Raw genomic sequence first — 23,469 nt, forward strand, 5'->3', positions numbered from 1 at the left:
AAGCGGACCTTAGAGCGCACTAAACCAAGGGCCGTAAGGTCCGCAAAGCGGACATGCCACCCCCTACAGCAAATGCCCCGATTTCGCGGCCTTTGTCGCAAGGTATCCGGTGTTGTGCCGGTTCTCGCCCACTTTCAGCGGGACGCGTTCGACCACAGCGATCCCGCAGCTTTCCATCCGCGCGACCTTGGCGGGGTTGTTCGTCAGCAGGCGCACGGCGCTGAAACCCATCTTTTTGAGGATCTCCGCGCCGATGCGGAAGTCGCGTTCGTCGTCCTCGAAGCCCAAACGGTGGTTCGCCTCGACCGTGTCGAAACCCTGATCCTGCAACGAATAGGCGCGCATCTTGTTGGCCAGCCCGATGCCGCGCCCTTCCTGATTGAGGTAAAGCAGCACCCCTGCCCCTTCCGTTCCCATCTGCGCCAATGCACCACGCAATTGCGGGCCGCAGTCGCATTTCAGCGACCCCAGCAGATCACCCGTGAAACAGGCCGAATGCAGGCGCGAAAGCACGGGCTGCGACCGGTCAGGCTGGCCGATTTCGACGGCGTAATGCTCCTCGGCACCGTCGTCGGGACGGAAGATATGCAACCGTCCCGCCTCTGACACTTCCAGCGGCAGGCGGGCGCTGATGACAGGGCGCAGCGGGCTGAGCGTCAGGTCAAGTGCGGCAGCCCCGGGGATCAGGGTCAGGTCATGCGTTTTGGCAAAAGCAGCCGCATCATCGACCGCCAGCACCAAGGCGGCAGGCAACAGCCGCGCGGCCTTGGTCAGGGCGATGGCGGCGCGGTGCAGGTCAGCGTCGCCATCACGTATGCTGCGCAGCGGGCCTTTCATCGGCGCGCGCAGATCATCGGCAGGATCGGCCACGGACCGCACCCAAGACAGACCCACATCCGGCGGCAGAGCGATCCGCGCCAGATCGCCGTCATAGGCGCGCGCTTTCAGCGTCTGGGCCCGCCAGCTTGTGATTGCCAACACAGGCGCGCCACCCAAGGTGCGCAGATGCGCCAGACGGTCGGCATCGAGCGTTTCCGCAGCCAGCACCACAGCCCCGCCTTCCAGCACGACAGGCACACCCATCCGCAGATCGGCCCGCGCGCGGGCCAGCCGTTCGGTGATATCGGGGGAAAAACCTGTCATGCGCCACCTGTCAATTGTTTCACCTGATAGCCTTTTTCATCCAGAAGTGAAACAAAACCCCGCGATATCACACGTCCGTGTGAGGCTTGCGCCGGAAAACTTGTGCAAACCGTATCTTGTTCACAGATCAGTGACGTAACGAAGGAGGATGTCATGGCACAACTCAAAAAGATCTTGCTGGTGGACGATGATGACGATCTGCGCGAAGCGCTGGGCGAACAATTGTTGATGACCGAGGACTTCGATGTTTTCGAGGCAGACGATGGTGCAAGCGCCATCACAAAAGCCAAGGAAAGCCTTTACGACCTGATGATCCTTGATGTCGGTCTGCCTGATACCGATGGCCGCGAACTCTGCCGCCGTCTGCGCAAGCAGGGGATCAAATGCCCGATCATCATGCTGACCGCGCAGGACAGCGACGCCGATACGATCCTTGGCCTGGATGCGGGCGCGAATGACTACGTCAGCAAGCCGTTCAAGTTTCCGGTGCTTCTGGCGCGGATCCGCAGCCAGCTGCGCACGCATGAACAATCCGAGGATGCGATTTTCCAGCTCGGGCCGTACACATTCAAGCCCGCGCAGAAGATGCTGATTACCGAGGATGACAAAAAGGTCCGCCTGACCGAGAAAGAGACGAATATTCTCAAGTATCTCTACCGCGCCACCGATGGCGTGGTTGCCCGCGACGTGCTGCTGCACGAGGTCTGGGGCTATAACGCGGGTGTCACCACGCACACGCTGGAAACCCATATCTACCGCCTGCGCCAGAAGATTGAGCCCGACCCATCCAACGCCCGTTTGCTGGTGACGGAACAAGGTGGCTACAGATTGGTTTCATAAGGACCCCGCAGGTGATCGGGTTATATCACCAACCTCCCTGTTGGACTTGCCCGGGCCTTGTGCCCGGGCGTTTTTTCAACGTCACAAACAGCTAGGACAGTATCATGAAAACAGCTCAGGATTATCTTGACGAAGCGAATGCCGTCGTCACCCGCATCGACAGCAAGGATGCTATCGCGAAACATGCCGAAGGGGCCGGGGTCTTTATCGACGTGCGTGACAGCAGCGACATCGCCAATTCGGGCACGATCAAAGGCGCAGAACGCGTGGCGCGCGGCTTCATCGAATTTGCCGCCGATCCGACGTCAAAGTTTCACAAACCCTTCTTTGACAAGGACAAGACCTATTACCTTGTCTGCGGTCTGGGCGGACAGGCGGCCCTTGCGGGCAAGACGCTGAAGGACATGGGCTATCCCAATGTCATCAACGTCGGCGGCATCGGCGACTGGAAAGACGCGGGCGGCCCCGTCGAGGATTAAGCCAGCGCCTGATCCCAGTCAGCGATCAGATCGTCGATATGCTCGATCCCTACGCTGACGCGGATCAGGTTTTCCGGAATACCGGTATGCGGTTCGATCGTGTGCCGGTGTTCCACCAGACTTTCGACACCCCCCAGTGACGTGGCACGCAGGAACAACTCCAGCTTGCCCGTCACGCGGAGCGCATCCTCGCGCCCGCCTTTGACCAGCACCGACAACAGGCTTCCGAAACCGCCCTGCATCTGACGCAGGGCGATGTCATGGCCTTGATGGTGCGGCAGCCCCGGATAGAACACATCCGCGACCGCATCATGCGCCATCAGATGCTGCGCCAGGGCCAGCGCGTTCTGCGACATCCGCTCCACCCGCAAAGGCAGGGTGCGCATGGCGCGGGTCAGCAACCACGCCTCGAACGGGCCTAGGATCGCGCCCGCCATCTTGCGGTCGGCCTTGATCGCCTGCCAGACGTCTGTATCGGGGGCAGCGGTGGACAGGACGCCCGCCAGCACATCGGAATGGCCGTTGATCCCTTTGGTCGCGGAATGCATCACGATATCGGCGCCATGATCCAGCGCGCGCGTCAGGATCGGGGTGGCAGCGGTGCCGTCGACAAGCAAGATGCCTTTGGTCGCCTGTTTGACCGCCGCGATATCGACTGTCAGCAACCACGGGTTCGACGGGGTCTCGATCATCACCAGATCAGCGGGATGTGTCCGGCAGGTTTCGACCAGATCGGCCGCAGGCACTTCGATCAGCGTGATCTCGCGCCGCGCGCAGAATTCGCGCACCCATGCGGTCGTGCCCCAATAGATGCCCGCCTGCACAATCGCCGTCGCGCGGTTCGGCAGCGCGCGAAACACGGCAGCTATCGCCGCCATGCCGGACGGAAACAGCAGCGTATCCTGCGCATTTTCCAGTGCGCGGATCACCGCCTCGGCCTGCCGCATATTGTCGGAATTATCGCGTGAATAGATGTTGTCCGGCCGTACCAGCGCGTAGTTTTCATCACGCAGGAAGGTGGTGGACGGCTGCAGCGCAGGAACGACGCCGCCCGATTGCGGGTCAAGCGCGCCTGCGGCATGGGCGGCGATAGTGGCGGGGTGCAATGACTTTTTCATGCCGCTATCTGTGGCATGTCCGCTGGCCGATGCAAGGGGCCTTGCTCAGGTTTTCGGCAACGGCACCAGCAGGTCGCGTTCATCGCCGAACTTGGCGATATAGGCGGTGGTCAGGCCCAGACATTCGGTCGATCCGCAACTGGCCTGATGCGGACATTGATAAAACCCGTTACGGTCGAATTCGGTCCAGAATTCAGGGTCGATGACCAGCAGCGGTTGGGCATTGACCACCGCATCGCCGTAATCACCCAGCAGGCATTCGGGGAAATTCTTGACCTCGACATAGCGGCCCTGTGCGCGGCATTTGCCGATCGCTTCCCGCAAGTAAGGCAGGATATCGCTGTGCTTTGCTGCAAGGTCCTTGGGGTCATCCTCTGCCATCGGAAAGAAGTTCCAGAATTCCATCTGGACCAGCCTTTTCAGATGCGCCAGCGCATCGACCATGCCAGGCAGCAGCCTGTAGCTTTGCGTCGTGATGACCGAATTGGTGATGAGCCGGACATGGTCGTAGCTGTCCAGATGCGCCATGCCCTGCATCATCTTGTCCCACGCCCCCGGCACTTGCGTGATGCGGTCGTGGCTTTCGGCGTCCGACCCCGCGACCGAGACAAAGTATTCATCAACGCCCGCATCCACCAGCCTGTCGGCGTAATCCGTACGGCCCAGATGCATCCCGTGCGTTTGGATGCGCACATGGGCAAATCCCGCTGCGCGCGCTTTGCGGGCGATGTCAGGCAGGTCACGGCGCAACGTGATTTCCGACCCTGTCAGGACCAGCCCTTCCCAGCGTCCGGTTTCGGCCTGATCGCGGCAGATGCGGTCCAGCGTCTCGTCCGATGTGGGTGCCAGCCGATCCATCGTGCCTTCGATCATGCAATGCACGCATTTGAGATTGCAGCGAAACTCCATCGTCAAAGAGACGTATTTCTCATGGTCCCGCAGGCTCAGCCCCCGCAACCGCCCCAACTGCTCGACAGGCGTGGTCAGACCGATGCGCGCACCGGGGGCCTGCACGACATCCAAAGCGGCAACAGGGTGATGTTCAGAGGAGCCCATAAAAACTGCCTTTGACAGGATGGACCCGTCCATCCGCATCTGTTTCAAAATCCCATCCTACATCATAAAGGTGATGATCCAGCGCGTCCCGATTTTCTGACAGGAATTCCTGCAAAGGGGCGGGAAAATCCAGTTTTTGCAGAAAATACGCCAGTTGCACGGCGCGGATGCGCGAAAAGTACAGCCCGTCACGCCTTTGCTTATTGGCCACGACGATGGTTTGCGCGCCCGCCATCTGCGGCCAAAGCAGATGATCCAGTTGAACCGTGGGTGCCAGATGCACGGATTCGGTCAGCTTGTCTGTGATCTGGACCGCCTCGCGCTGCGCATCGAAGAAGAAATAGAAATTGCGCATCTCATAGCCGGCGCGGGTCAGACCGTAGCAGATACCAGAGGACACATTCGACCCCGGATTGCCCATATAAAGGTCGATCTGGTCAAGCGGCGCGCCCGCCAGGTTCTGCGGCGTGATTTCGACCGAGAACATGAAATAGGGCAGTCTGTCATCGGGGATCAGGTCGCAGGACAGATGCGCACTGGTCGCGACTAGAAAGTCGGAAACGCCCAGCCGCCGGTCCGCGCGGGCATAGTCATAGAAATAAAACTCCCAGCTTGGGCCGGTGGCGGACCATTTCATCCCCCAGACCGTGACGAACCGCCCCCAGCGGTCGCGGATCGCGTCGGTCAAGGCCAGCATATCGTCACCCAGTCCCGCGACCGCGAAGCTTTCATACAACAGTGCGACGGACCGCAGCGCGTCGCTTGTCGGCGTACGGGGCGGCTCGTAAGGCCAGAGGCAGAAATCCAGCGCCGGATCGCCCGGTCTGCTGAATTGCGCCCGTGCCTTTGCGCCCCAGTCAATCATAGCGCCTGCGCGCCGAAATACAGCGTCGCGAAAGGTGCCCCATGCCGGTCCATCCCGACCGCCAGATGGCCAAAGCGCGCGGCGCCATGCGTCTGCAGGAAAGCGGCCCCTTCAAGTTCAAAGGCAGAAAACAGCGGGTCAAGGAACGATGCCGCCTCTGCCAGCGAACGGCGCGCATCCGCGACCGAAATATCAAGCGATGCCCGCCTGCTGTCCGGTTCTGTGACATGCAGCACCACCGCCGTGCCGTCAGGATCGCCATCGCGGGCCAGATCAAGGCAGCGGCGTGCCACGGCCCGCACGACATGGTCAAACACCAGCGTGTCGATCATCGCAGCCTTTTCAGCATGGCTGCGCTGCGCAAGGCTGGTGTAATGAGCCAGCCCAACCGCATCGCCCTGCCATTTGAGCGCCAGAAAAACCAGATCAGGCAAAGGGGCACTGTTGGGCGCGAATTCCAGATAGCATTTGCCGATCTCCCCATCAGCCCCGAAATGCACGGCCTGCGCCGCTGCCAGATGGTCCAGCAAGGGCGCAGGATCAGGGCAGCCCAGCGCTGTGCAGGTCTCGGTCAGGGTGGTGCGCGGCGCGGGATAAAGCGCACGGCGGTCCATGCTGACCAACCCGCGATCCTCGGACAGTCCCGCATGGCTAAGCTTGACGGAGCGTTCAAAAATGCGCGGCGCGTCTAGACCTGCGGTCACCGACAGCAGACGTGCAACGCTCATCTCAACCTGCCTGAGGAAAGGTCAGGATGCAGCGATGACCAGCGGGCAGCAGCCCGTCGGGGTTGGGCAGTTCCAGTTCCACCCCGAACGTGCCAGAGGCGGCATCGAACACCTGATCGAAGGCCGTCACGCGCGCCTGAAAACTGTCGGTGATCGGTGCGGCGGGGGCGACTGTCGCCAGCATCCCGTCGCGGATTTCAGGGTAAAGTTCGACCGGCAGGAACGCCTCGATCAGCAAAGGGTCCATCTGCACGATCGACACGATCGCCCCGTTCGCCGCCACAAATTCACCAGCGGACAGGTTACGCACCAGAACGACACCGTCGGTCGGGCTCTTGATGGTGCGCTGGTCAAGCTGTTGGCGCGCGCGGGCCAGTTCCTGTTCGGCGATTTCCTTGTCCAGCACCGCCTGCGCCAGCAACGCCTCGGCGGTCACAAGTTCCGCCGCGATTTCCTGCAACTGGTCGGCAGAGGCGACATTGCGTTCCACCAGCGTCGCGATCCTTTCGCGCTGGATCATGATAAGGTCCCGTCGGGCGGTCTGCGCCTGAATGGCCACCTCGTTGTTGGCGCGGATTTCCAGCAGGCCGATTGTGGCGCGTTCCACGCTGCTTTCCAACTGTGCGATGACCTGTCCTTCGGTCACCGTATTGCCGCGCCTGACGGTCACTTCCTCCAGCAGACCCGCAACAGGCGCGCCCACGTCGATGACATCGGCGGGGTCCATGACACAGTCGAATTCCCGATCTGCAAGCCCCTGCGCCTGTCCAGCCGTGGCAGCGACCCAAAGAACAACCGCAAGCGTGAGTGTGGTTCGCATCCAATTCTCTCCTGTCAGGACGTTAGCGCAAGTCTATTCAAGTTGACCAGAGAAGGCCATGATATCCCCCAGTTGGCGGTCCTGCTTCATCAGGTCGCGGCGGGACTGGGCGTGCAGGGTTTCGGTCCGGCGCTGGCGGCTGCGGATGAAACCGCCGACCGCAGCCGTGCCAAGAACAAACGACAAAAGATAGGCCAGCCTGCGCGCGCGGGCAGCATCCGGCCCCTGCATCAGATCATCCTCAAGGCTCAGATATGCCTCGTTGCGGCCGGGTTCACCCTGCCGTCCGCAGCGCCCTTCGAGCTGGCGGTCAACGCGGCGGCTGTCGTGTCTTTCGGTCAGGATCACCGTCAGCCCGCCGTTTGCCGCCACACCCTGGCCGAGTTTAATGTCCGTGCCACGGCCCGCCATATTGGTGGCGACGGTGATCTGGCCGGGCTGGCCCGCCTGCGCGACGATCGCCGCCTCGTCCGCGTCCTGATCGGCAGACAAGACCATATGCGGCAGGCCCGCCGCCGTCAGCCGCACGCTGGCTTCCTGCGACGCAAGGATCGACCGCGTGCCGATCAGCACCGGTTTGCCCGCCGCATGCAATTGCGCCACCCGCGCTGTGATCGCCTGCCACTTTGCCTCTGCGGTGCGGAACACGCGGTCGGGGGCCTTTGTGCGGATGTCGGGCTTGTTGGTCGGGATCTTGACGACGGCAAGCTTGTAGACCGTCCACAATTCCCATGCCGCATCTTGCGCGGTGCCCGTCATGCCACCCAACCGGCCATAGCGGCGGAAAAACCGCTGGTAGGTCATGCGCGACAGGGTTTCGTTGGTGGGCGAAATCTCCAGCCCTTCTTTCAGTTCGATCATCTGGTGCAGCCCGTCCGACCATGTCCGGTCCGGCATGGTCCGGCCGGTGTTTTCATCCACGATCTGCACCTTGTCGTCCTTAACGATATAGGCATCGCCCAGATGGAATAGATGCAGCGCATTCAATGCCTGCTGCACGGCATGGTCGCGGATCACGGGGATCGCGAATGTGTCGGTGCGGTCCTCTGTCAGATCGTCAAGAAAATCATATCCGGCATCCAGAATCTCGACCCGCTTGACCCCGCGCGGCAACTTGAAGTGCCGGCCTTCGACCATATCCCGCGCCGCCGCCATCCCCGCGATGAACACCTCGTCCGGCATCCCGCCTTCCAGCACACCCGCGCCGGAAATGATAAGCGGCGTGCGCGCCTCGTCGATCAGCACGCTGTCGGCCTCGTCGAGAATGGCAAAGGGCAGACCCTGCATCCGCAACGGTTCCGTCAGGCCGCCACCGGGGACCAGCTTGTCGACCTTGCGTTGCAGATTGCCGGGGCTGCGGCGCAGGATCGCGCGGTCGCGCAGGTAATCAAAGGCCAGTTCCTTGTTGGTTCCGTAAACGATGTCCTGCAGATAGGCCGCCTGCCGCGTCGGTCCGTCCTGCCCTTCGAGCACGGTGGCGCGCGTCAGACCCAGAAAGTCGTAAAGCGGGCCTGTTTCCTCGGCATCGCGTTCGGTCAAATAGTCGTTCACGGTCATGACATGTACCTGACGCCCCGATAGCGCGATTGTCGCCACAGCCAGCGTCGCACAAAGCGTCTTGCCTTCGCCTGTGCGCATTTCACCGATCTGCCCGCGCAGCATCGCCCAGGCCCCGAGGATCTGCACATCATAGTGCCGCTTGCCCAGCACGCGGGTCGCGGCTTCGCGGATCAGGGCAAAAGCCTCGCCCGCGGCGGCTGTGGGCAGGTCATGCCCCCGCAGGCGCTGGCGCAGCATGATACGCAGATCGCGGACAGCCGCGCGGAGCGCGTCATCCGACATCGCGGCATACCGGGCTTCGTGTCGCCGGACCGCCCGCAGGATCGGTCGCAGACGCAAAGCGCGCCAGCGCGCGCCCTGCGCCACAAACGCACCCTGCACCCAGGCCCATGCGCGATCAACTTCGGTATCCTCGCGGTCCTGCGCTTCGGCATAATGGACGATGCGCGGCAGGCGCATCCGGCGCACCGATGGATGGAGAGCCGCCTCAGACACGGAACTGGCGCAGGAACAACTGCCGCACGCTGCGATACAGGCGGAACCCGATCGGTTCATAGCCGTGGTCGAACTTGACCAGCGCGCGCGCGCCCACCTTGGTCACCGCCATCGGATCGCGCGTGGCGATTTCGAACTGGAACACGCTTTGCAGGGTCGACAGCGGGTTGGCACCGGTTGGGTTCAGCACGATGTCGCCGCCTGCCTCGGTCGACAGGGCGCGCGATGGGATCACATCCTGCGATTGCGGCACTTCGGCCACCAGCCGACCGGGGACAGAGGTGCCGATCGCGTCCTGAAACATGATCTGCACATCACGCGTCCGGAACCGCACGATCTCTGCCTGCCCTTGCGGGATCACGACGCGCAGCCGCAGGTCGTCATCGCCGATCATATAGCCCAGCACTTCACCTTGGCGGATCAGCCTGCCGTCAAGGCTTTCCGATGACGGGATCACGACCTGTCCGTCGGCGCTGGCCTGCACGACAAGCGCATCGCGGCGTTCCTTTTGGCCGCGCAACTGATCCTCCAGCAAAAGAACACGGTCGCGCATCATCTGGGCCTGAACCTGATCGGCCAGAAGGATCGCGCGCAGACGCAACTGCGCCTCGCTCAGCTGGCTTTCCAGCATGGCGATCCGGTGGTCGAGCACAGGATCCTCCAGCGTCACGACTGGCATACCGACAGTGACGGGCGCCTCGGGCGCGACCTCGATCCGCGCGACGAAACCATCGGTTCCCGCGCGGACAATCGCATCCTGTTCCAGCCAGACCACGCCATGCGCGACCGTGGCATAGGGTGCGGGCAGGCTGAACAGCAGCGCCACGATCCCTGCCAGAACGGTCCCGACAAGTCCCATCGCCTTGCCGCGCTTCTGGCGCAGCTCGGGGCTGGTCAGCATGTATTTCACGCCCTTCAGCAAGGGCAGGATGAAGGTGTTGAACAAGGCCCAGATCGCAAGAAGGATACCGATGAAAAAGAACTTGGACGCCACGAACAGGGCAATCGCAAAGCTGATGAACACGCGGTAGACAAAAGCGGCAATCGCATAGGAAAACAGCCACTTGCGTTCGCCCTTGGCGGTCACGCCGTCAGGCACGTCCTTGACGCGGAACAGATAAGTACGGATCAGATAGAAGATATAGGCGTTCGACCGCTGGCCCAGATTGGGAATCTCGATCAGGTCGGAAAACACGAAATAGCCGTCGAACCGCAACAGCGGATTGCCGTTGAACAGCAGCGTCGACACCCCGCCGATCAGCATGACATTGAAAGCAAAGGCGCGCACCAGCCCCGGTTCGGCATTCAACCAGATAATCAGCGCAATCGACGCCAGCGCGGTTTCCACCATGATCCCCGCCCCGCCGACAACCGCCCGCCGCCATTTGCTGTCGAACGCGGCAGAGGCAGAGGCATCGACATAGGGCACCGGAATGAAGACAAGAAACATCAGACCGATCTCGTGGACCTCGCCGCCCCAGACCTTGGTGGCATAGCCATGCCCCAATTCATGCACGGCCTTCACGAACGGATAGGCCAGCGCGATCAGGATCAGGTTTTCCGCAGCCAGCACCTGATCGACAAAGCCGCGGGTCAGAACCTGCCAGTTCAGCACCGCCAGCACGACGCCCGTGCCAACCAGCGCGAGCCACAGCACAAAGCCGAATGGCGTGAACAGAAACCGCACCAGCCCGACAGTCGCCCCCAGAAACCTGTCGGGATCGAACAGCGGCAGACGCAGCGCCATCGGGTTCTTGATCCGCGCCATCATCGTCTGGCGTTCCTGCTTGGCGTGCCGGCGACCGATTTCTTCCATATCGGGCGGCAGGTCGCTGGCGATCAGGTCCGACCGGTGCAACTGGGCCATCAGCTTGATCGTTTCGGACTGCGTCGGCGGATCATCGTCGAACCGCAAACAGGCGGCTTCCCAGATCTGGTGCATCGTGCGCCGCCCGTTCATCAGCGCCACGATGTAATTCGCCGCAGGCGTGATCCGGTGGTATTTTCCGCTGTGCAGGTCTTGCAGGACGAACCATGTATCACCCCGGAACTGCTGGCGATGCACCTCGACATGACTGCGCAGGCGCGGCTTCAGCGGAGCGACGCGATACCAGTCCGATGACAAAAGAGCGCGCGTCATACCCGCCGCCTCAGGCCGGGGTCCAGCGCCAAAGCGCGATCCGTGCCCAGTCCAGCAGCGGCTTTGTCCAGACCGCAATCAGACGGCGTTCATCGACACCGACCCGCGTGATCCCCTGCATACCCGGACGCAAGGGGGTGACATCGCCCAGAAAGGCGGCCTCGACCTCGAATGTCGTGGCGCCTTCGGCATAGGTGGCGACGGGCGTGATCTTGGTGACCTCGACCGCAAAGGTCTGATCCGGCAGGGCCGTAACCCGCAGCGCCCCTGTCTGGCCGGGTTGCAGATCCGCGATCTGGCGTTCGTCAACCTGCAACACCACACGGTAGGCATCGGCGGGTGCAATCGTCAGCAAGGTATCACCACGCGACACCGCCGATCCGATCGACTGGCTCAGGTCACCCGCCACGACCAGCCCGTCGAACGGGGCGACCAGCCGCGTGCGCGCGATCTGTTCGTCCAGCAGGGCGATCTCGGCATCGGCCTGATCGATCATTGTCTGGCGGATGTTCATCTCGGTCCGGTCACGGATTGCGACGGCGCGGTCGTATTCTATCAGCTGGCGCTGGCGCTGGGTGACCATGCCCAGCCGTTCCAGCGACAGATCGCGGTCATCAAGCTGGACCAGCAGATCGCCCGCACGCACAAGATCACCCGCGCGCACCGGCGCCGCAGCGATAAAGCCGTCGAAACCCGGCACGATGGACCGCTCGATCGTGCCGATCACGCGGGCTTCGGCGCTGACCTCATAGGTGGTTTCGGCGAACCAGAAGAAAACCGTCAGCGCGACAATCGTCGCGACAAAAGCCTTGCGCAGCAGATAGGCCGGACCGAACAGGCGCTTCATCTGCTCGACAAGACTGTCGCCCAGCTTGGTGACAAGCCAGCGGTCGTTGCGGCGCTTTTCATCCAGAATGGGGGCGAGCACGGTGGTCACCGCCTCCAGCACCTCCAGTTCGCGGGCGTCGAAAGGCTGGCCCACGGGCCGCTCAAACGTCAGCCCGCCAATGAATTTGCCATTCACGTAAAGCGGCACGGTATAGACATGCCCCGCGCCATGTTCACGGGCCAGCGCTGCGGCGGCATGGGTGGCCAGAATATCCTCTGTCCCGTCGTCAGGCCAGAGAACGGCAGCCCGCTGGTCGATAGCTTCGTCCATGGCGGCGCAAAGCCTTGCCACCAGTTCCATCCGCTTGGAAAACTGCGCCGAATGGGAGATTGCCTTGATCTTGGTATGACGCAACCCGCGCATCCCCAACGACACGCGGTCACAGCCGAAGCGGGTTGCAAGGTCCGTGACCGTGGCGCTGGCGGCGGTGACGAAATCCTCGCGCTCGGCGGCGGCGATGATCGTGTTCAGCGCCTCCACCGCAGCACTATAGCGGGTCTGCTCGCGCGCGCCCTCTTCTTCGCGCAGGGCATCGCGGAGCCATGCAGCCCCCCACTGCAGGCGGCGCATGGCCCAGCGCATCGCAGCCTGTCCCGCAGGGCGCATTTCCACAACGACGACACCCACCGGCACGTCCTTGACGATCAGCGGCGCGGCGGCGGCCATTGGCGCGATCTTGGGAACAGGGTCACTGCCGGGCATGTCGCCGCGCGCGACCGGCCTGCCGTTATCGACCGCCGATTGCGCTGCCTCGACTGTCAGGGCAGAACCGACACGGTTGCGCGGGAACGACCCGATGGGGGTCAGCTGACGCGACGGGGCATCATAGCGAAAGGCAAAAACAGCCAAGGGCGCGGCATCGGGGTTGTCGGCAAGCTGCGCATGCAGCAGTTCCGTCCAGCTTTGCGCCTGTTTGCGCAGGTCGCTGCGGTCGGTCAGATCACGCCACAACGCCGCCTGCCCGCCGGGGACGGCGGCGATGATTGTATCGCCGGGATCGGTCTGGGTCTGCTTTTCAATCAGGATGTCCTGATTTTCAGCTGTCATTTCTGGTCGTCCGTCCTGAGAACACCGTGCCGCGCCTCGTATTCCGCCAGAACCTTGGTCAGGATCGTATTCAGACGCTTGGCCGCATAAGGCGTCAGAATGACCCTGTTGGTCAAATCAACTTTCACATCGCCCTGACTGGCCAGATTCCATGACCGATGCGTGCCGAAGAACAGCTCGACCTGTTCGCGCGTGCCCTGGATGTTCACGACATTGGCAAAGCTGGTGGCCATATTCGCGTCGTTCCAGGCAATCGCGGATTTGTGCTGCCCGGGTTCCAGGGCGGGGTTCATCCCGCCCTGTTGTGTCGTGTCGTCGGCCATCTTGCGTCCACCTTGTTATTCTTCCGTACGCCCCGTCCGGAACGGCATCGCGGCCACACCGGCAAGCCCGCCTGCAATCGTCGCCTCAAGCAGCCAGTCATCCTCGATCAGGTCGTCTTCGCCGACAGGCTCGACCCTGTCACGTTGCCCGTTGGGGTTATCGTAGACATCGTCGATGATCCAGACGCCGCCGAATTCATCGACATAGGCAAACAATGCGCCATCCGCGTCGAACAGTTCAAGCACCGTCGTCGCCCCCGTCACACGCGGCGGCACCACGGCCATCTGTTCGAAGTTGCCGGTCTCCTCGTTATAGACATAGCTCAGGACCTGCGTGCCGATGCTGACCCCGTCGATCACCGCGATACCATCGCCGCCCACCGTGATCCCCACCGTCTGTGTGAAGCTGGTAATCATGTTGGCATTGGGGCGATCAGCGCCGGTATCGGCGGTGATCGGTGCGTTGATCGTGGTGGCGTCACCGGCAAACATGCCGACGGTGCCGGGCACGCGCGGGCCAAAGCCGTAGTCGTCGATTGGCCCTCTCTCCAGACGCGGGCCTGTCGGGATCGGGTCGGGGAACAGGATCACGCCGTCATCCACAGTGCCGCGTCCTGTCAGCAGGCCCGGGCCGGTCTGTTTCTGGAACTCTGCCAGATTGACCGCGTTGCCCAGGTTGTTGTTGATCAGACCCAACTCGCCATAAGGTTCGCCACGGTTGGACACCGGTGTGCCGTTCCCGATCAGGACCGGATCGACCTTGGCCGCGCGTGTCGCGTCGGCCCCGTCCGCCAGACCCACCGTGAGAATGTAATTCTCGAGAGAGGAGCTGAACGTGGTGATGACCGTCGGCGCACCAGCGTTGCGATAGGGAACGAAATACTCGTTAAACTCGCCGTTCCAGTCAACCAGACGGTCGCCGGAATTGTTGGCGATCATGAAATCGCGCCCCGCCCCGCCAAAGATGAAGTCCTCGTAGCTGATGTCCTCGTCAGGCAGGTTGTTGTAGCCCGGCAGGGATTCATCCTGTGGTGTCAACGGGTTGTCGATACCACCGGTAAAGAGGTTGTCGTCACCGTTGATCAGATCGTTGCCGTAGCCGCCATAGATATGGTCGCGACCCGTGCCGCCGAACAGGATATCATGCCCGATCCCGCCAAAGATCCGGTCGTCCCCGTCGGAGGGCAGGCCGTTCTCGGAGCGGCTGTCGATCTGGCCTTCGGTATGATCGAAGTTCAGGAAGAACGGGTTGTTGCCCTGTTCCAGCGTGACCTGATTGTTGGCGTTGAAGGTGATCGCCGCACGCGGCTGCCCGAGGATCAGCAAGGGCAGATACACGACATGGACCGCAGGCGACGGTGATCCGGCAAAGTAGATTTCATTCACCTCGGCCGTATTGCCCGGATTGAACGGCGTATCCCAGCTGATGATATTGCCGTTGTGGTCCTGTGGCCGTGCCGCATAGGGCAATGCCTCGGCCCCGGAAATCGCATCGTTGCCGACGCCGCCATGCAGGAAGTCCGATCCCCAGCCACCAAAGATGATGTCGGAGGAATTCGTCGCATTCCAGTACTGGTCGTTGGGGTCATTCGGATTGGTCGAGAACGGCGTCAGGATCACGGACTTCATCAGCATCTGGTCGCGATGGATCACGGTCCGCAGCGCATCAAAGTCCGCAGCCACGACCAGCACATCCACGGCCTCCAGCGGCGCGATGCCATAGATCGCCTCGCCGAAGGTTGTGGAATTGCGGTAGGTCATGATCCGGCCATCGTCACCGATGACCCCGTCGCTGCCGGTGCCGCCGGAAATCCAGTCGTTGCCGGTGCCGCCGATGATGTCGTCGTTATGGGCGTCACCGAACAGGATATCGTCGCCAACCATGCCGTAGATCGTGTCGTCGCCATCCTCGCCGTGGATCTCGTCCGCCGCACCCTGATCGAGCGCCGCCGACACAGGGTCAACGTCAAAGCCGCCCTGCGTATAGTCGAGCAGTTCGACCCCGCGCGGGATGATCCGCATCAGATCGCTGTAGGTGTCGTAGGAGAAGGTCAGATAGCTGCCAGAGCTGACCCCATTTATACCCACCAAACGGTAGATGTTGGCATTGTCCCCGACGATCGTGTCGTTGTCGCGGGCATTGCCTTCGGGGGATTCGTCGCCCAGTTCGTTGCGCCCGATCCGAGTGCCGGAGCCGCCGAAGATCATGTCGCTGCCGTCCATGCGCTGTTCGCGCGTGACCAGACCGAACAGGCTCGACGAACCGCCGATGATGTCATCACGGCCAAGGTTGCCAAAGATGATGTCATCACCGCCGTTGCCCTCGATGTAGTCGTCGCCATCGGTGCCGACCCCGCCCCAGTCGTCAATCGACGGGTTGATCACAAGGAAACGGTTTTCGTCGCGGTAGGCAAAGACGCCCTTGCCTTCGAACACATCGGCAATGCCGTTCTGGTCAAAGTCGATGGACCCGTCGCCCTGCAACACGTCATTGCCCAACTGGCCAAAGATCATGTCGTCGCCTGCACCGCCGGCGATGTAGTCGTCGCCATAGAATGCAGGGTTTGTGCCGGGTGCATGGTCGAACAGCGTGATCTCGCGCTGGACCACGCCATCGACGTTGATCTGCGCGTCATCTGTGACCAGCAGGTTGCCGTCGGCGTCGTACATCACAGCGCCCTGCAGCGCCCGCATCCGCAGGTCGGCCTGCGTCATCGCGCGATAGATCGTGCCGTTGTCGCCAAGGATCACGTCATTGCCAGCGCCACCGTCGATGGCGTCACCGCCATCGGCACCGCCCGCGACATTGTGACCGCCGATGATATCATCGTCGCCGGACCCGCCAAAGATCGTGTCGGCACCTTGCTGACCCATGATGAAATCATCACCGGCACCGCCATAGATCGTGTCGTCGCCGCCACCGTCGATCGCCCGGATGCCGATGGAGGTTACACGGAACGCCGAATACTCGGGGCGATACAGCGGCAATGTGGACAGATCGATGATGCCCGTCACTTCCAGATGGTCGCCTGCGATCACGTCATGACCCGCCGCGCCAAAGATCAGGTCGCCGCCGGTGCCACCGATAATCAGGTCATTGCCCGCGCCCGACTGGATCGTGTCGTCGCCGCCATGCACAAAGTCGATAGACCGGATCAGCGTCGCAAAGTTGGTGCCGGTTTCGGGATTGAGGAACACCATTTCCACATGGTCGCCGATCAGGATGTTCGACTTGTCAAAGACGGCAGGCCCTTCGCCGTTGTTGGCCTTGATGTTGTCTGCCCCCGCGCCGCCGATCACGATATCAGACCCCAGACCGGTGGTGATGGTATCATCGCCGCCGATGGTCGGGTTGATCGTGGTCAGGCTGACCAGCCTGATGGGTCGGCCATCTGCTGCCAGACCGGTATCATCGGCACCGATCAGGCGCGCATTGTCGCCAAAGACGATGTTGTCGCCGTTGCCTGCGTTGATCGTATCACTGCCAAAGCCGCCGATCACGATATCCGATCCGTTGCCGGAAATGATCGTGTCGTTGCCACCCCGCGTTGCGTCCGTGCTTTCGATCAGCACGGCAATCGGCTGCGGGGTCGCCTCGGTCGGCGTGGCAAAGCGCACGCGGCCATGATCCCCGAACAGGATATCCGCCGCATCCAGACCGCCGCCCACATTGGTTTCGATCAGATCGTCGCCCGCACCGCCAAAGATGATGGCCGCGCCTGCCCCGATCCGGATTTCATCCCGCGCGCCCAACGTCGCCGCCAGTGTCTGCGCCAGCGCAAGGCTGATGAGCGCACCACCCACAGGGTCGTTCGCAAAGCCGGTCAGCGATCCGTTGTCGCCAAAGATGATGTCGTTGCCACCGGCACCCGTGATGATATCGGCCCCGACGCCGCCGACGATGATATCGGCCCCGCCAGAGGTGTGGATGATGTCATCGCCACCGATGTTGGTAAAGATCGACCGTGCCGACAGGATGATCGGCCTTGTGTCACCGGCAACGCCGGTGCGGAACTTGATCTGGGCATGGTCGCCAAAGATCATGTCCGGCGACTGGCTTACTCCGACGGCGGTGATGGTATCGCCACCCGTCCCGCCAACGACGTAATCTGTGCCGGTGCCAAGGGTGATGGTATCGCCGCCACCCACCGTCGCGTCGGTGCTGACGATTGTATCCAGCGTCAGCTCCAGCGTGCCAAGCAGCGCGCCGCTGCTGTAGCCTGTGATCCGGCCGGCATCACCGATGATGATGTTGGTGCCGTTGCCGAGGTTGATCGTATCGGCACCCTGTCCGCCCAGAACCACGTTGTTGCCAGAGCTGGCAATGATGGTGTCGTTGCCACCAATCGCAGAAGCCAGGGTCTGGATCAGGTCGATGGACCGGTTGTCCTTGTCGAAGATCGTCCAGTCAACAAGTCCGTTGTCGCCAAAGCCGATGTTGTCGCCCGTGCCCAGATTGATCTGGTCCGCACCGGCCCCGCCAAAGACGATGTCGTTGCCTGCACCCGCGTCGATGATGTCATCGGCGCCGGCTGCAAAATCGGTGCTTTCGACCCGCACGAAGTTACCTGTGGAGGTAATCAGATGCGTGCCGGCTGTCTGCCAGACGCGCCCGTGATCGCCAAAGATCACGTCACGGCCGTCGCCGCCGTAAATCGTGTCGCGGCCACCGGCGCGGGTATCCGCGCTGAGGTATTGCGGCGTGTTGTTGACAAAGCTGACCTGGATCAGAGTCCGCGTGACCAGATCAAGGTTGAAGCCGCCGTCGCCATAGATGATGTCATCCCCGCCAAGGCCGTAGATGGTGTCATCCCCGCCGCCGCCCGCGATATGGTCGCGCCCGCCGGACCCGATCAGCGTGTCATTACCCATGCCGCCGTAGATGATGATGCCGATATCGTCCGCGGACAGGCCTGCCCGCGACGCGTCGATAAAGTCGCCATGGTTCTGGGGTGCGCCGACCGCGTTGAAGTTGAACGCATTGCCGTTGGGCGCGCCGCCTTCATAGTTGTAGCGGCGTCCATCGGCATCGGTATCCCCGAAGAGCGCCAACAGCGTCCGCTTGCCGGATTCGGTGATCGTCAGTTCGTTCACGATGATCGTGTCCGCCCCGCCGCCGCCATGGATCAGCGTGATTGGCAGATTCACCATCCCGTCGCCGACATTGTAGTCGGAACTGATATTGGTGCCGTCGATGATAAAGGTGTCGTTACCCTGCCCCAGCATCACTTCGATGATTTCCACCGTGGAAATCGAAATGCCCCTGTTGAACACCAGATCCGGCAGTCCCTCGCCCTGCGGGATCGTGACCGTACCGCTGCCCATGCCCAAGCCTTCGATCTGGGTGCGGCCATCCTCGGTGTTGAACATGCGGCCAAAGTCATTGATCACGGACGAGTCGTTGAACACGTTGACACGGTCATTCTGCACCGCTTCATCAGTGACAACGATCAGGTCGATCGGTCCCGGATCGCTTTCGTTTGCCAGCATGATCGCCGCACGGATTTCACGTCCCGTGGTCGGACCACCGTCGATGATAAGCGGGCCGTTGATGCGCGATGTGGTATGCGCCTCGATCGGGAAGGACTTGGTCACGCGGTCGATTGCGGTTGGCGTGAAGGCGCTGTCCGCTTCCAGCGTGATCTCGACCTCGATGAACCAGTTCGTCTCGTCGAACGTCACCTGTGCGACGATCACCGTGATATTGGCTGTCACAGTCTCGGCTATGACCTCCTGCCCGCGGGACAGGAAGATGGTGGACCCGTCCGCCGAAATCTCGCCAATCGCGAAAGGCGCGTTGTTGTAAAGCGTGCCGGTGATATCCATCACCGTGCCAGACACAAAGCCCTGATCGCGGAAGCTGAGCCCGTCGGTCCGCACGATCCGGTCAGGCCCGTCAGCCGTGCTGACGAACATCAGCGGGATCGACGCGTTGTCGACCAGCACCGTCTCGGTTACACGACCACCCGGCACGACACGGTTCTGGCCGTCGTCGATGATGTTGATCGTCACGGGCGCCGTCGGTGCCTTGGACAGACGCAGCGTATAGCTGTCGGTCGCGCCGGGGGCATCGACGATCACCGTGCGGCCATCGCTTTCGCGGATAATCAGACCGGCGCTGTCGCCGTCCGACACGGTGACCTGCAGTTCGGCAACGGCAGCAGAGGCATAGATGCTATCCGCCAGGTCCGAAGACACGGTGTGCGACACGACAACACGCTCGCGGTTTTCGACCACACCATCGGCAACGGCAATGATCGTCACAGTGACCGGCACGTCCCAGTTGGTGCTGTCAAAGACGATCTGTGTCACTTCCACACCGTCGACCATGTAAATCAGGTCGCCGGAGTTGCTGTCGTCGGTCAATGTCACCGTCACCGTTTCACCGACCGCAGGCTGACGGGTCAGCACGACGTCATAGGTGTCGGTAATGCGGGTCTCTTCGGTGCCTTCATGCACAAAGGTGTCGTGACCGGTTTCGATCAAACGGACTGCTGGCAGGTCATTGTCGTCCACATGCACGATCAGGTTGGTGACCTTTGCACCGTCATAGGCCGGATCGGTGCTGTCGACGGCGTGGCTGATCTGGACGATACGCGCGCCTTCTTCGGCGGCATCGTCGATTGCACGCAGTTCGACGACCTGTGCCATGGTCCAGTTGCTGGCGTTGAATTCCAGCACGATCCCGTCGGTAAAGGCCCCCGTGCTGCCTGCACGCATTTCGATAGTGCTGGCGATACGGCCGGATACGCTGGCTGTCAGCACTTCGCCTGTCGGCGCATAGATCGTGTCGGCGAATGTTCCGTCGATCGTCAGGACCAGCCCGTCGGCCGAGACCGAGACGATGGAATAATGACCGGAGTTGTCGCCCGCACCGGTCAGGGTGATGCCCTGCCAGTCGCCAAAGCCATCCGCCGTCCAAGACCCGCTGTTACGCGTGATCGTGTTGCCGTTCAGCGTCAGCACGGTGCCATCGGCCATCGTCGGCACGACCAGATTACGATCCTGCCGCGAAGCGATACCCGCAGAGATCGTCACAAACACGCTGCTGCCATCAGCGGGCGGCTGGGTTGCCGCCATCGACACGGTATAGCTGTCGGTCACGCCGCCTTCGGCGACATATGTCCGGCTACCGGTCGGTGTAATGACGATTGCACCCTGTTCGGCATCCGCCACCGTCGCAGTCAGACCACCAAGCAAGGTTGTCCGGTAATCGACATCGTCCGTTTCGGCGCGGTGGTTGATGCTGGCAGAGCGACCGTTGAGATCAGCCGCAAACACGCGGTCGTTCACATCGCCTGCGATGTTGAACGTATCCGACCCAAGCCCGCCGATCACATTGGTGACCGTTCCGGCGCGCGTGGACTGGATATAGAAGGTGTCGTCACCTTCCAGCCCGTCGACTTCGATCGCTTCTTCCACATTGGAAATGCGGATGTTGAGGCCCGCACCAAACACGCCGTCCTCGGTGATGACAAAGACATCATCGCCTTCGGTGCCAATCGCGATCACACGGTCAAAACCGGCACCGCCGTCGATATCGACAGGCGCATTGATGCTGTATTCGATCGTGTCGTCACCGGCACCCGCCAGCAGCTTGATGTCACCCTGCACGGCACCGCCGGGCACTTCGGCATCCAGCAGGAAGGCGCGTACGATGAACTGGTCGTTGCCATCCTCGCCCTCGAGACGCAATTCGCCACGGTTGGCATAGACGGTGAATGAATCCTCTCCTTCGCCGCCAAAGGCGGTGACGGCATAGGACAGACCGTTGGACAGATAGCCGCGTGTCGTCTTGATCGTGGCGATATCGTCGCCTGCGGCGATGCCGTTGGACACCATCTGGCCTTCGTCGTTTTCATACATGCCGCCCGCAATCGGCTGCGATCCGAAGATCTGGCCGAACTGGAACCGGTCGTTCCCGCGACCGCCGTCCATCGTCATAATGGTGCCGTTGTCGTCCGAGATGAACACGTCGTCGCCATCCAGACCGATCAGGCTCAACCGTCCGTTCAGGCTGCGGTCATAGTCGATCCGTTCGACGCTGGTCGGGCGTCCGGTTGCGGTCCCCATGACCTGCTCTTCGGTGCCATGCAGCAAGGCCACAAAATTCGCGCGGCTGAGGAAGATGTCGTCATCGCTATCGGTGCCAAGCACTTCCAGCGTGTCGACGCCATTGGCAGGGCTGATTACGGCATCGCTGGAAATCCGGATGCGGTAGTCGATACCCGCCGCAGCACCGGTCTGCGAACCCCAGGTCTGGATCATCATCTGATCGGACCCGTCGCCCCCGTCGATGGTCAGACTGTCGCCTGCGGCATGGGACGCAAGGCGGATCACTTCGATCCGGTCGCTGCCCGCGCCGCCAGCAAGGGTCAGCGCACCGGTGATTGCACCGCTGTCCTTGATCTGGATGAAATCGTCGCCGTCCTGTCCGTCGATGCGGATGATCGGCGCGGACATGGTCAGGCCAGCCATGACGATGGTGTCTTTTTCGCCACCGGTCGTGACGTCGATCCGTGTGCCTGCAATCAGACTACCGGTGATGGTGACAACGTCGCGCAGTTCGACGATCGGAGCACCGGATGCGAACCCTGTGTTGATCAAGATCGTGGTCGCTGCGTCCATCTCGCCGGTGATGATGACATCGCCGCCGGTCAGGATGCTGATACTCGAACCGTTCGATTTCATCGCACCAAGGCCCGTGACCTCGAAACGGTCGCGCAGCAACTCTGGTCCTGCCCCGCTTTGGCCATTCTGGCGGGTGTTAGCGAAAATCATGCCGCCAGCAACAACGTCCGCGTTGACGGTGATATCGCCACCGGTCAGCAGGTCGATCCGCGTGCCTGCCGTCATTGCGGCGTTCACGATGATGAAGTCGTCCTGTTCCAGCAACGGCTGGTCGGTCACCGACGGATCGACGGTGTTGAGCAGGATGAAAGTGCCTGCGCCGAGAGCACCATCAAGCGTGATGTCGCCGCTGGTCAGGATCGTGATGCTGGTCACAGCATCGATCGTGCCGGTGTCCGTCACGATCACGCTGTCGCGTTCGTCCGCCGGGCTGAGGCTTGTGGCAAGCCCCGGCACGGTGTTGATCTCGACCGAGGTGCCCGCGTTCAGATCACCTGCAACGGTCACATCGCCGCCTGTACGCACGTCGATCGCAGCGCCCGCATTCACGGCCGAGGTCGCCGTGAAGATCACGGTGTCGGCCTGATGCGTGGCCAGCGTGCCATCGGGCGTGCTGGCAATGGTCGTGATCGCGACATCGCCGGTCGTCGCTGTCAGCGTTGCGTTGACGGTCACGTCACCACGCGTCTGCACGTCGATCCGGTCGCGTGCCGTGATCGCTGCGTTGATCGTGACGACATCCAGCTGCTGCGCCGCTGGCAACCCGCCTTCAGGGTTGAAAACCGTGTTCAACCGGACAGATCCGCCCGTTGCCGTCACAGCAGCGTTGACGGTGATATCGCCACCGGTCAGCAGGTCGATCCGCGTGCCTGCCGTCATTGCGGCGTTCACGATGATGAAGTCGTCCTGTTCCAGCAACGGCTGGTCAGTCACCGTCGGATCGACGGTGTTGAGCAGGATGAAAGTCCCTGCGCCGAGAGCACCATCAAGCGTGATGTCGCCGCTGGTCAGGATCGTGATGCTGGTCACAGCATCGATCGTGCCGGTGTCCGTCACGATCACGCTGTCGCGTTCGTCCGCCGGGCTGAGGCTTGTGGCAAGCCCCGGCACGGTGTTGATCTCGACCGAGGTGCCCGCATTCAGATCACCCGCAACGGTCACATCGCCGCCTGTGCGCACGTCGATCGCAGCGCCCGCGTTCACGGCCGAGGTCGCCGTGAAGATCACGGTGTCGGCCTGATGCGTGGCCAGCGTGCCATCGGGCGTGCTGGCAATGGTCGTGATCGCGACATCGCCGGTCGTCGCTGTCAGCGTTGCGTTGACGGTCACGTCACC

The 23,469-nt window shown here is 62.0% G+C and carries 13 protein-coding genes; 2 read left to right on the forward strand and 11 right to left on the reverse strand.

Going from position 1 to position 23,469, the window contains the following annotated elements; translation table 11 throughout:
* Positions 1-63: 63 nt before the first annotated feature.
* Positions 64-1,143 (reverse strand): GTP cyclohydrolase II, encoded by a 1,080-nt coding sequence (gene ribA, locus VCK47_RS08675; RefSeq protein WP_322892004.1) that lies wholly within the window; start codon positions 1,141-1,143, stop codon positions 64-66.
* Between the two features lie 153 nt (positions 1,144-1,296).
* Here ribA and VCK47_RS08680 point away from each other — a divergent pair, with 153 nt between their 5' ends.
* A complete protein-coding gene (locus VCK47_RS08680) occupies positions 1,297-1,983 on the forward strand; it encodes a response regulator transcription factor (protein WP_322892005.1) in 687 nt (228 codons plus the stop codon).
* 104 nt (positions 1,984-2,087) lie between these two features.
* The gene (locus tag VCK47_RS08685; protein ID WP_322892006.1) at positions 2,088-2,462 is read left to right on the forward strand and encodes a rhodanese-like domain-containing protein; all 375 of its coding nucleotides are present in this window, start codon (positions 2,088-2,090) and stop codon (positions 2,460-2,462) included.
* Here the strand turns inward: VCK47_RS08685 and VCK47_RS08690 are convergent.
* From VCK47_RS08690 to VCK47_RS08735, 10 genes are read right to left on the reverse strand one after another with little or no spacing between them, the layout of a single operon-like run.
* On the reverse strand, positions 2,459-3,580 hold the full coding sequence (locus VCK47_RS08690; RefSeq protein WP_322892007.1) for a trans-sulfuration enzyme family protein: 1,122 nt from the start codon (positions 3,578-3,580) through the stop codon (positions 2,459-2,461). The two genes, VCK47_RS08685 and VCK47_RS08690, sit on opposite strands and share 4 nt — an antisense overlap.
* A gap of 45 nt (positions 3,581-3,625) precedes the next feature.
* Complete coding sequence (locus tag VCK47_RS08695) at positions 3,626-4,636, reverse strand: radical SAM protein (RefSeq protein ID WP_322892008.1); 1,011 nt, start codon at positions 4,634-4,636, stop codon at positions 3,626-3,628.
* Positions 4,623-5,501: a hypothetical protein gene (locus VCK47_RS08700; RefSeq protein WP_322892009.1), complete on the reverse strand. Its 879-nt coding sequence runs from the start codon at positions 5,499-5,501 to the stop codon at positions 4,623-4,625. The genes VCK47_RS08695 and VCK47_RS08700 overlap by 14 nt, the downstream gene beginning before the upstream one ends.
* Positions 5,498-6,229, reverse strand: a complete 732-nt coding sequence (locus VCK47_RS08705; protein ID WP_322892010.1) for a hypothetical protein — start codon at positions 6,227-6,229, stop codon at positions 5,498-5,500. The genes VCK47_RS08700 and VCK47_RS08705 overlap by 4 nt, the downstream gene beginning before the upstream one ends.
* A 1-nt stretch (position 6,230) precedes the next feature.
* Positions 6,231-7,049: an efflux RND transporter periplasmic adaptor subunit gene (locus tag VCK47_RS08710; protein WP_322892011.1), complete on the reverse strand. Its 819-nt coding sequence runs from the start codon at positions 7,047-7,049 to the stop codon at positions 6,231-6,233.
* A gap of 33 nt (positions 7,050-7,082) precedes the next feature.
* Entirely contained in the window at positions 7,083-9,068 is a 1,986-nt protein-coding gene (locus tag VCK47_RS08715) for a preprotein translocase subunit SecA (RefSeq protein ID WP_322892012.1), read from the reverse strand.
* A 28-nt stretch (positions 9,069-9,096) separates the two neighbouring features.
* Complete coding sequence (locus VCK47_RS08720) at positions 9,097-11,244, reverse strand: PqqD family peptide modification chaperone (RefSeq protein ID WP_322892013.1); 2,148 nt, start codon at positions 11,242-11,244, stop codon at positions 9,097-9,099.
* Between the two features lie 10 nt (positions 11,245-11,254).
* Positions 11,255-13,180 carry an HlyD family efflux transporter periplasmic adaptor subunit gene (locus tag VCK47_RS08725; protein WP_322892014.1) on the reverse strand — a complete coding sequence of 642 codons (1,926 nt, stop codon included), beginning with the start codon at positions 13,178-13,180 and terminating at the stop codon, positions 11,255-11,257.
* On the reverse strand, positions 13,177-13,503 hold the full coding sequence (locus VCK47_RS08730; protein ID WP_322892015.1) for a DUF3467 domain-containing protein: 327 nt from the start codon (positions 13,501-13,503) through the stop codon (positions 13,177-13,179). The genes VCK47_RS08725 and VCK47_RS08730 overlap by 4 nt, the downstream gene beginning before the upstream one ends.
* A 15-nt stretch (positions 13,504-13,518) precedes the next feature.
* Complete coding sequence (locus VCK47_RS08735) at positions 13,519-23,463, reverse strand: hypothetical protein (protein WP_322892275.1); 9,945 nt, start codon at positions 23,461-23,463, stop codon at positions 13,519-13,521.
* Positions 23,464-23,469: the final 6 nt, after the last annotated feature.

Source organism: Yoonia sp. 72, assembly GCF_034652275.1.
Lineage (GTDB): Bacteria > Pseudomonadota > Alphaproteobacteria > Rhodobacterales > Rhodobacteraceae > Yoonia.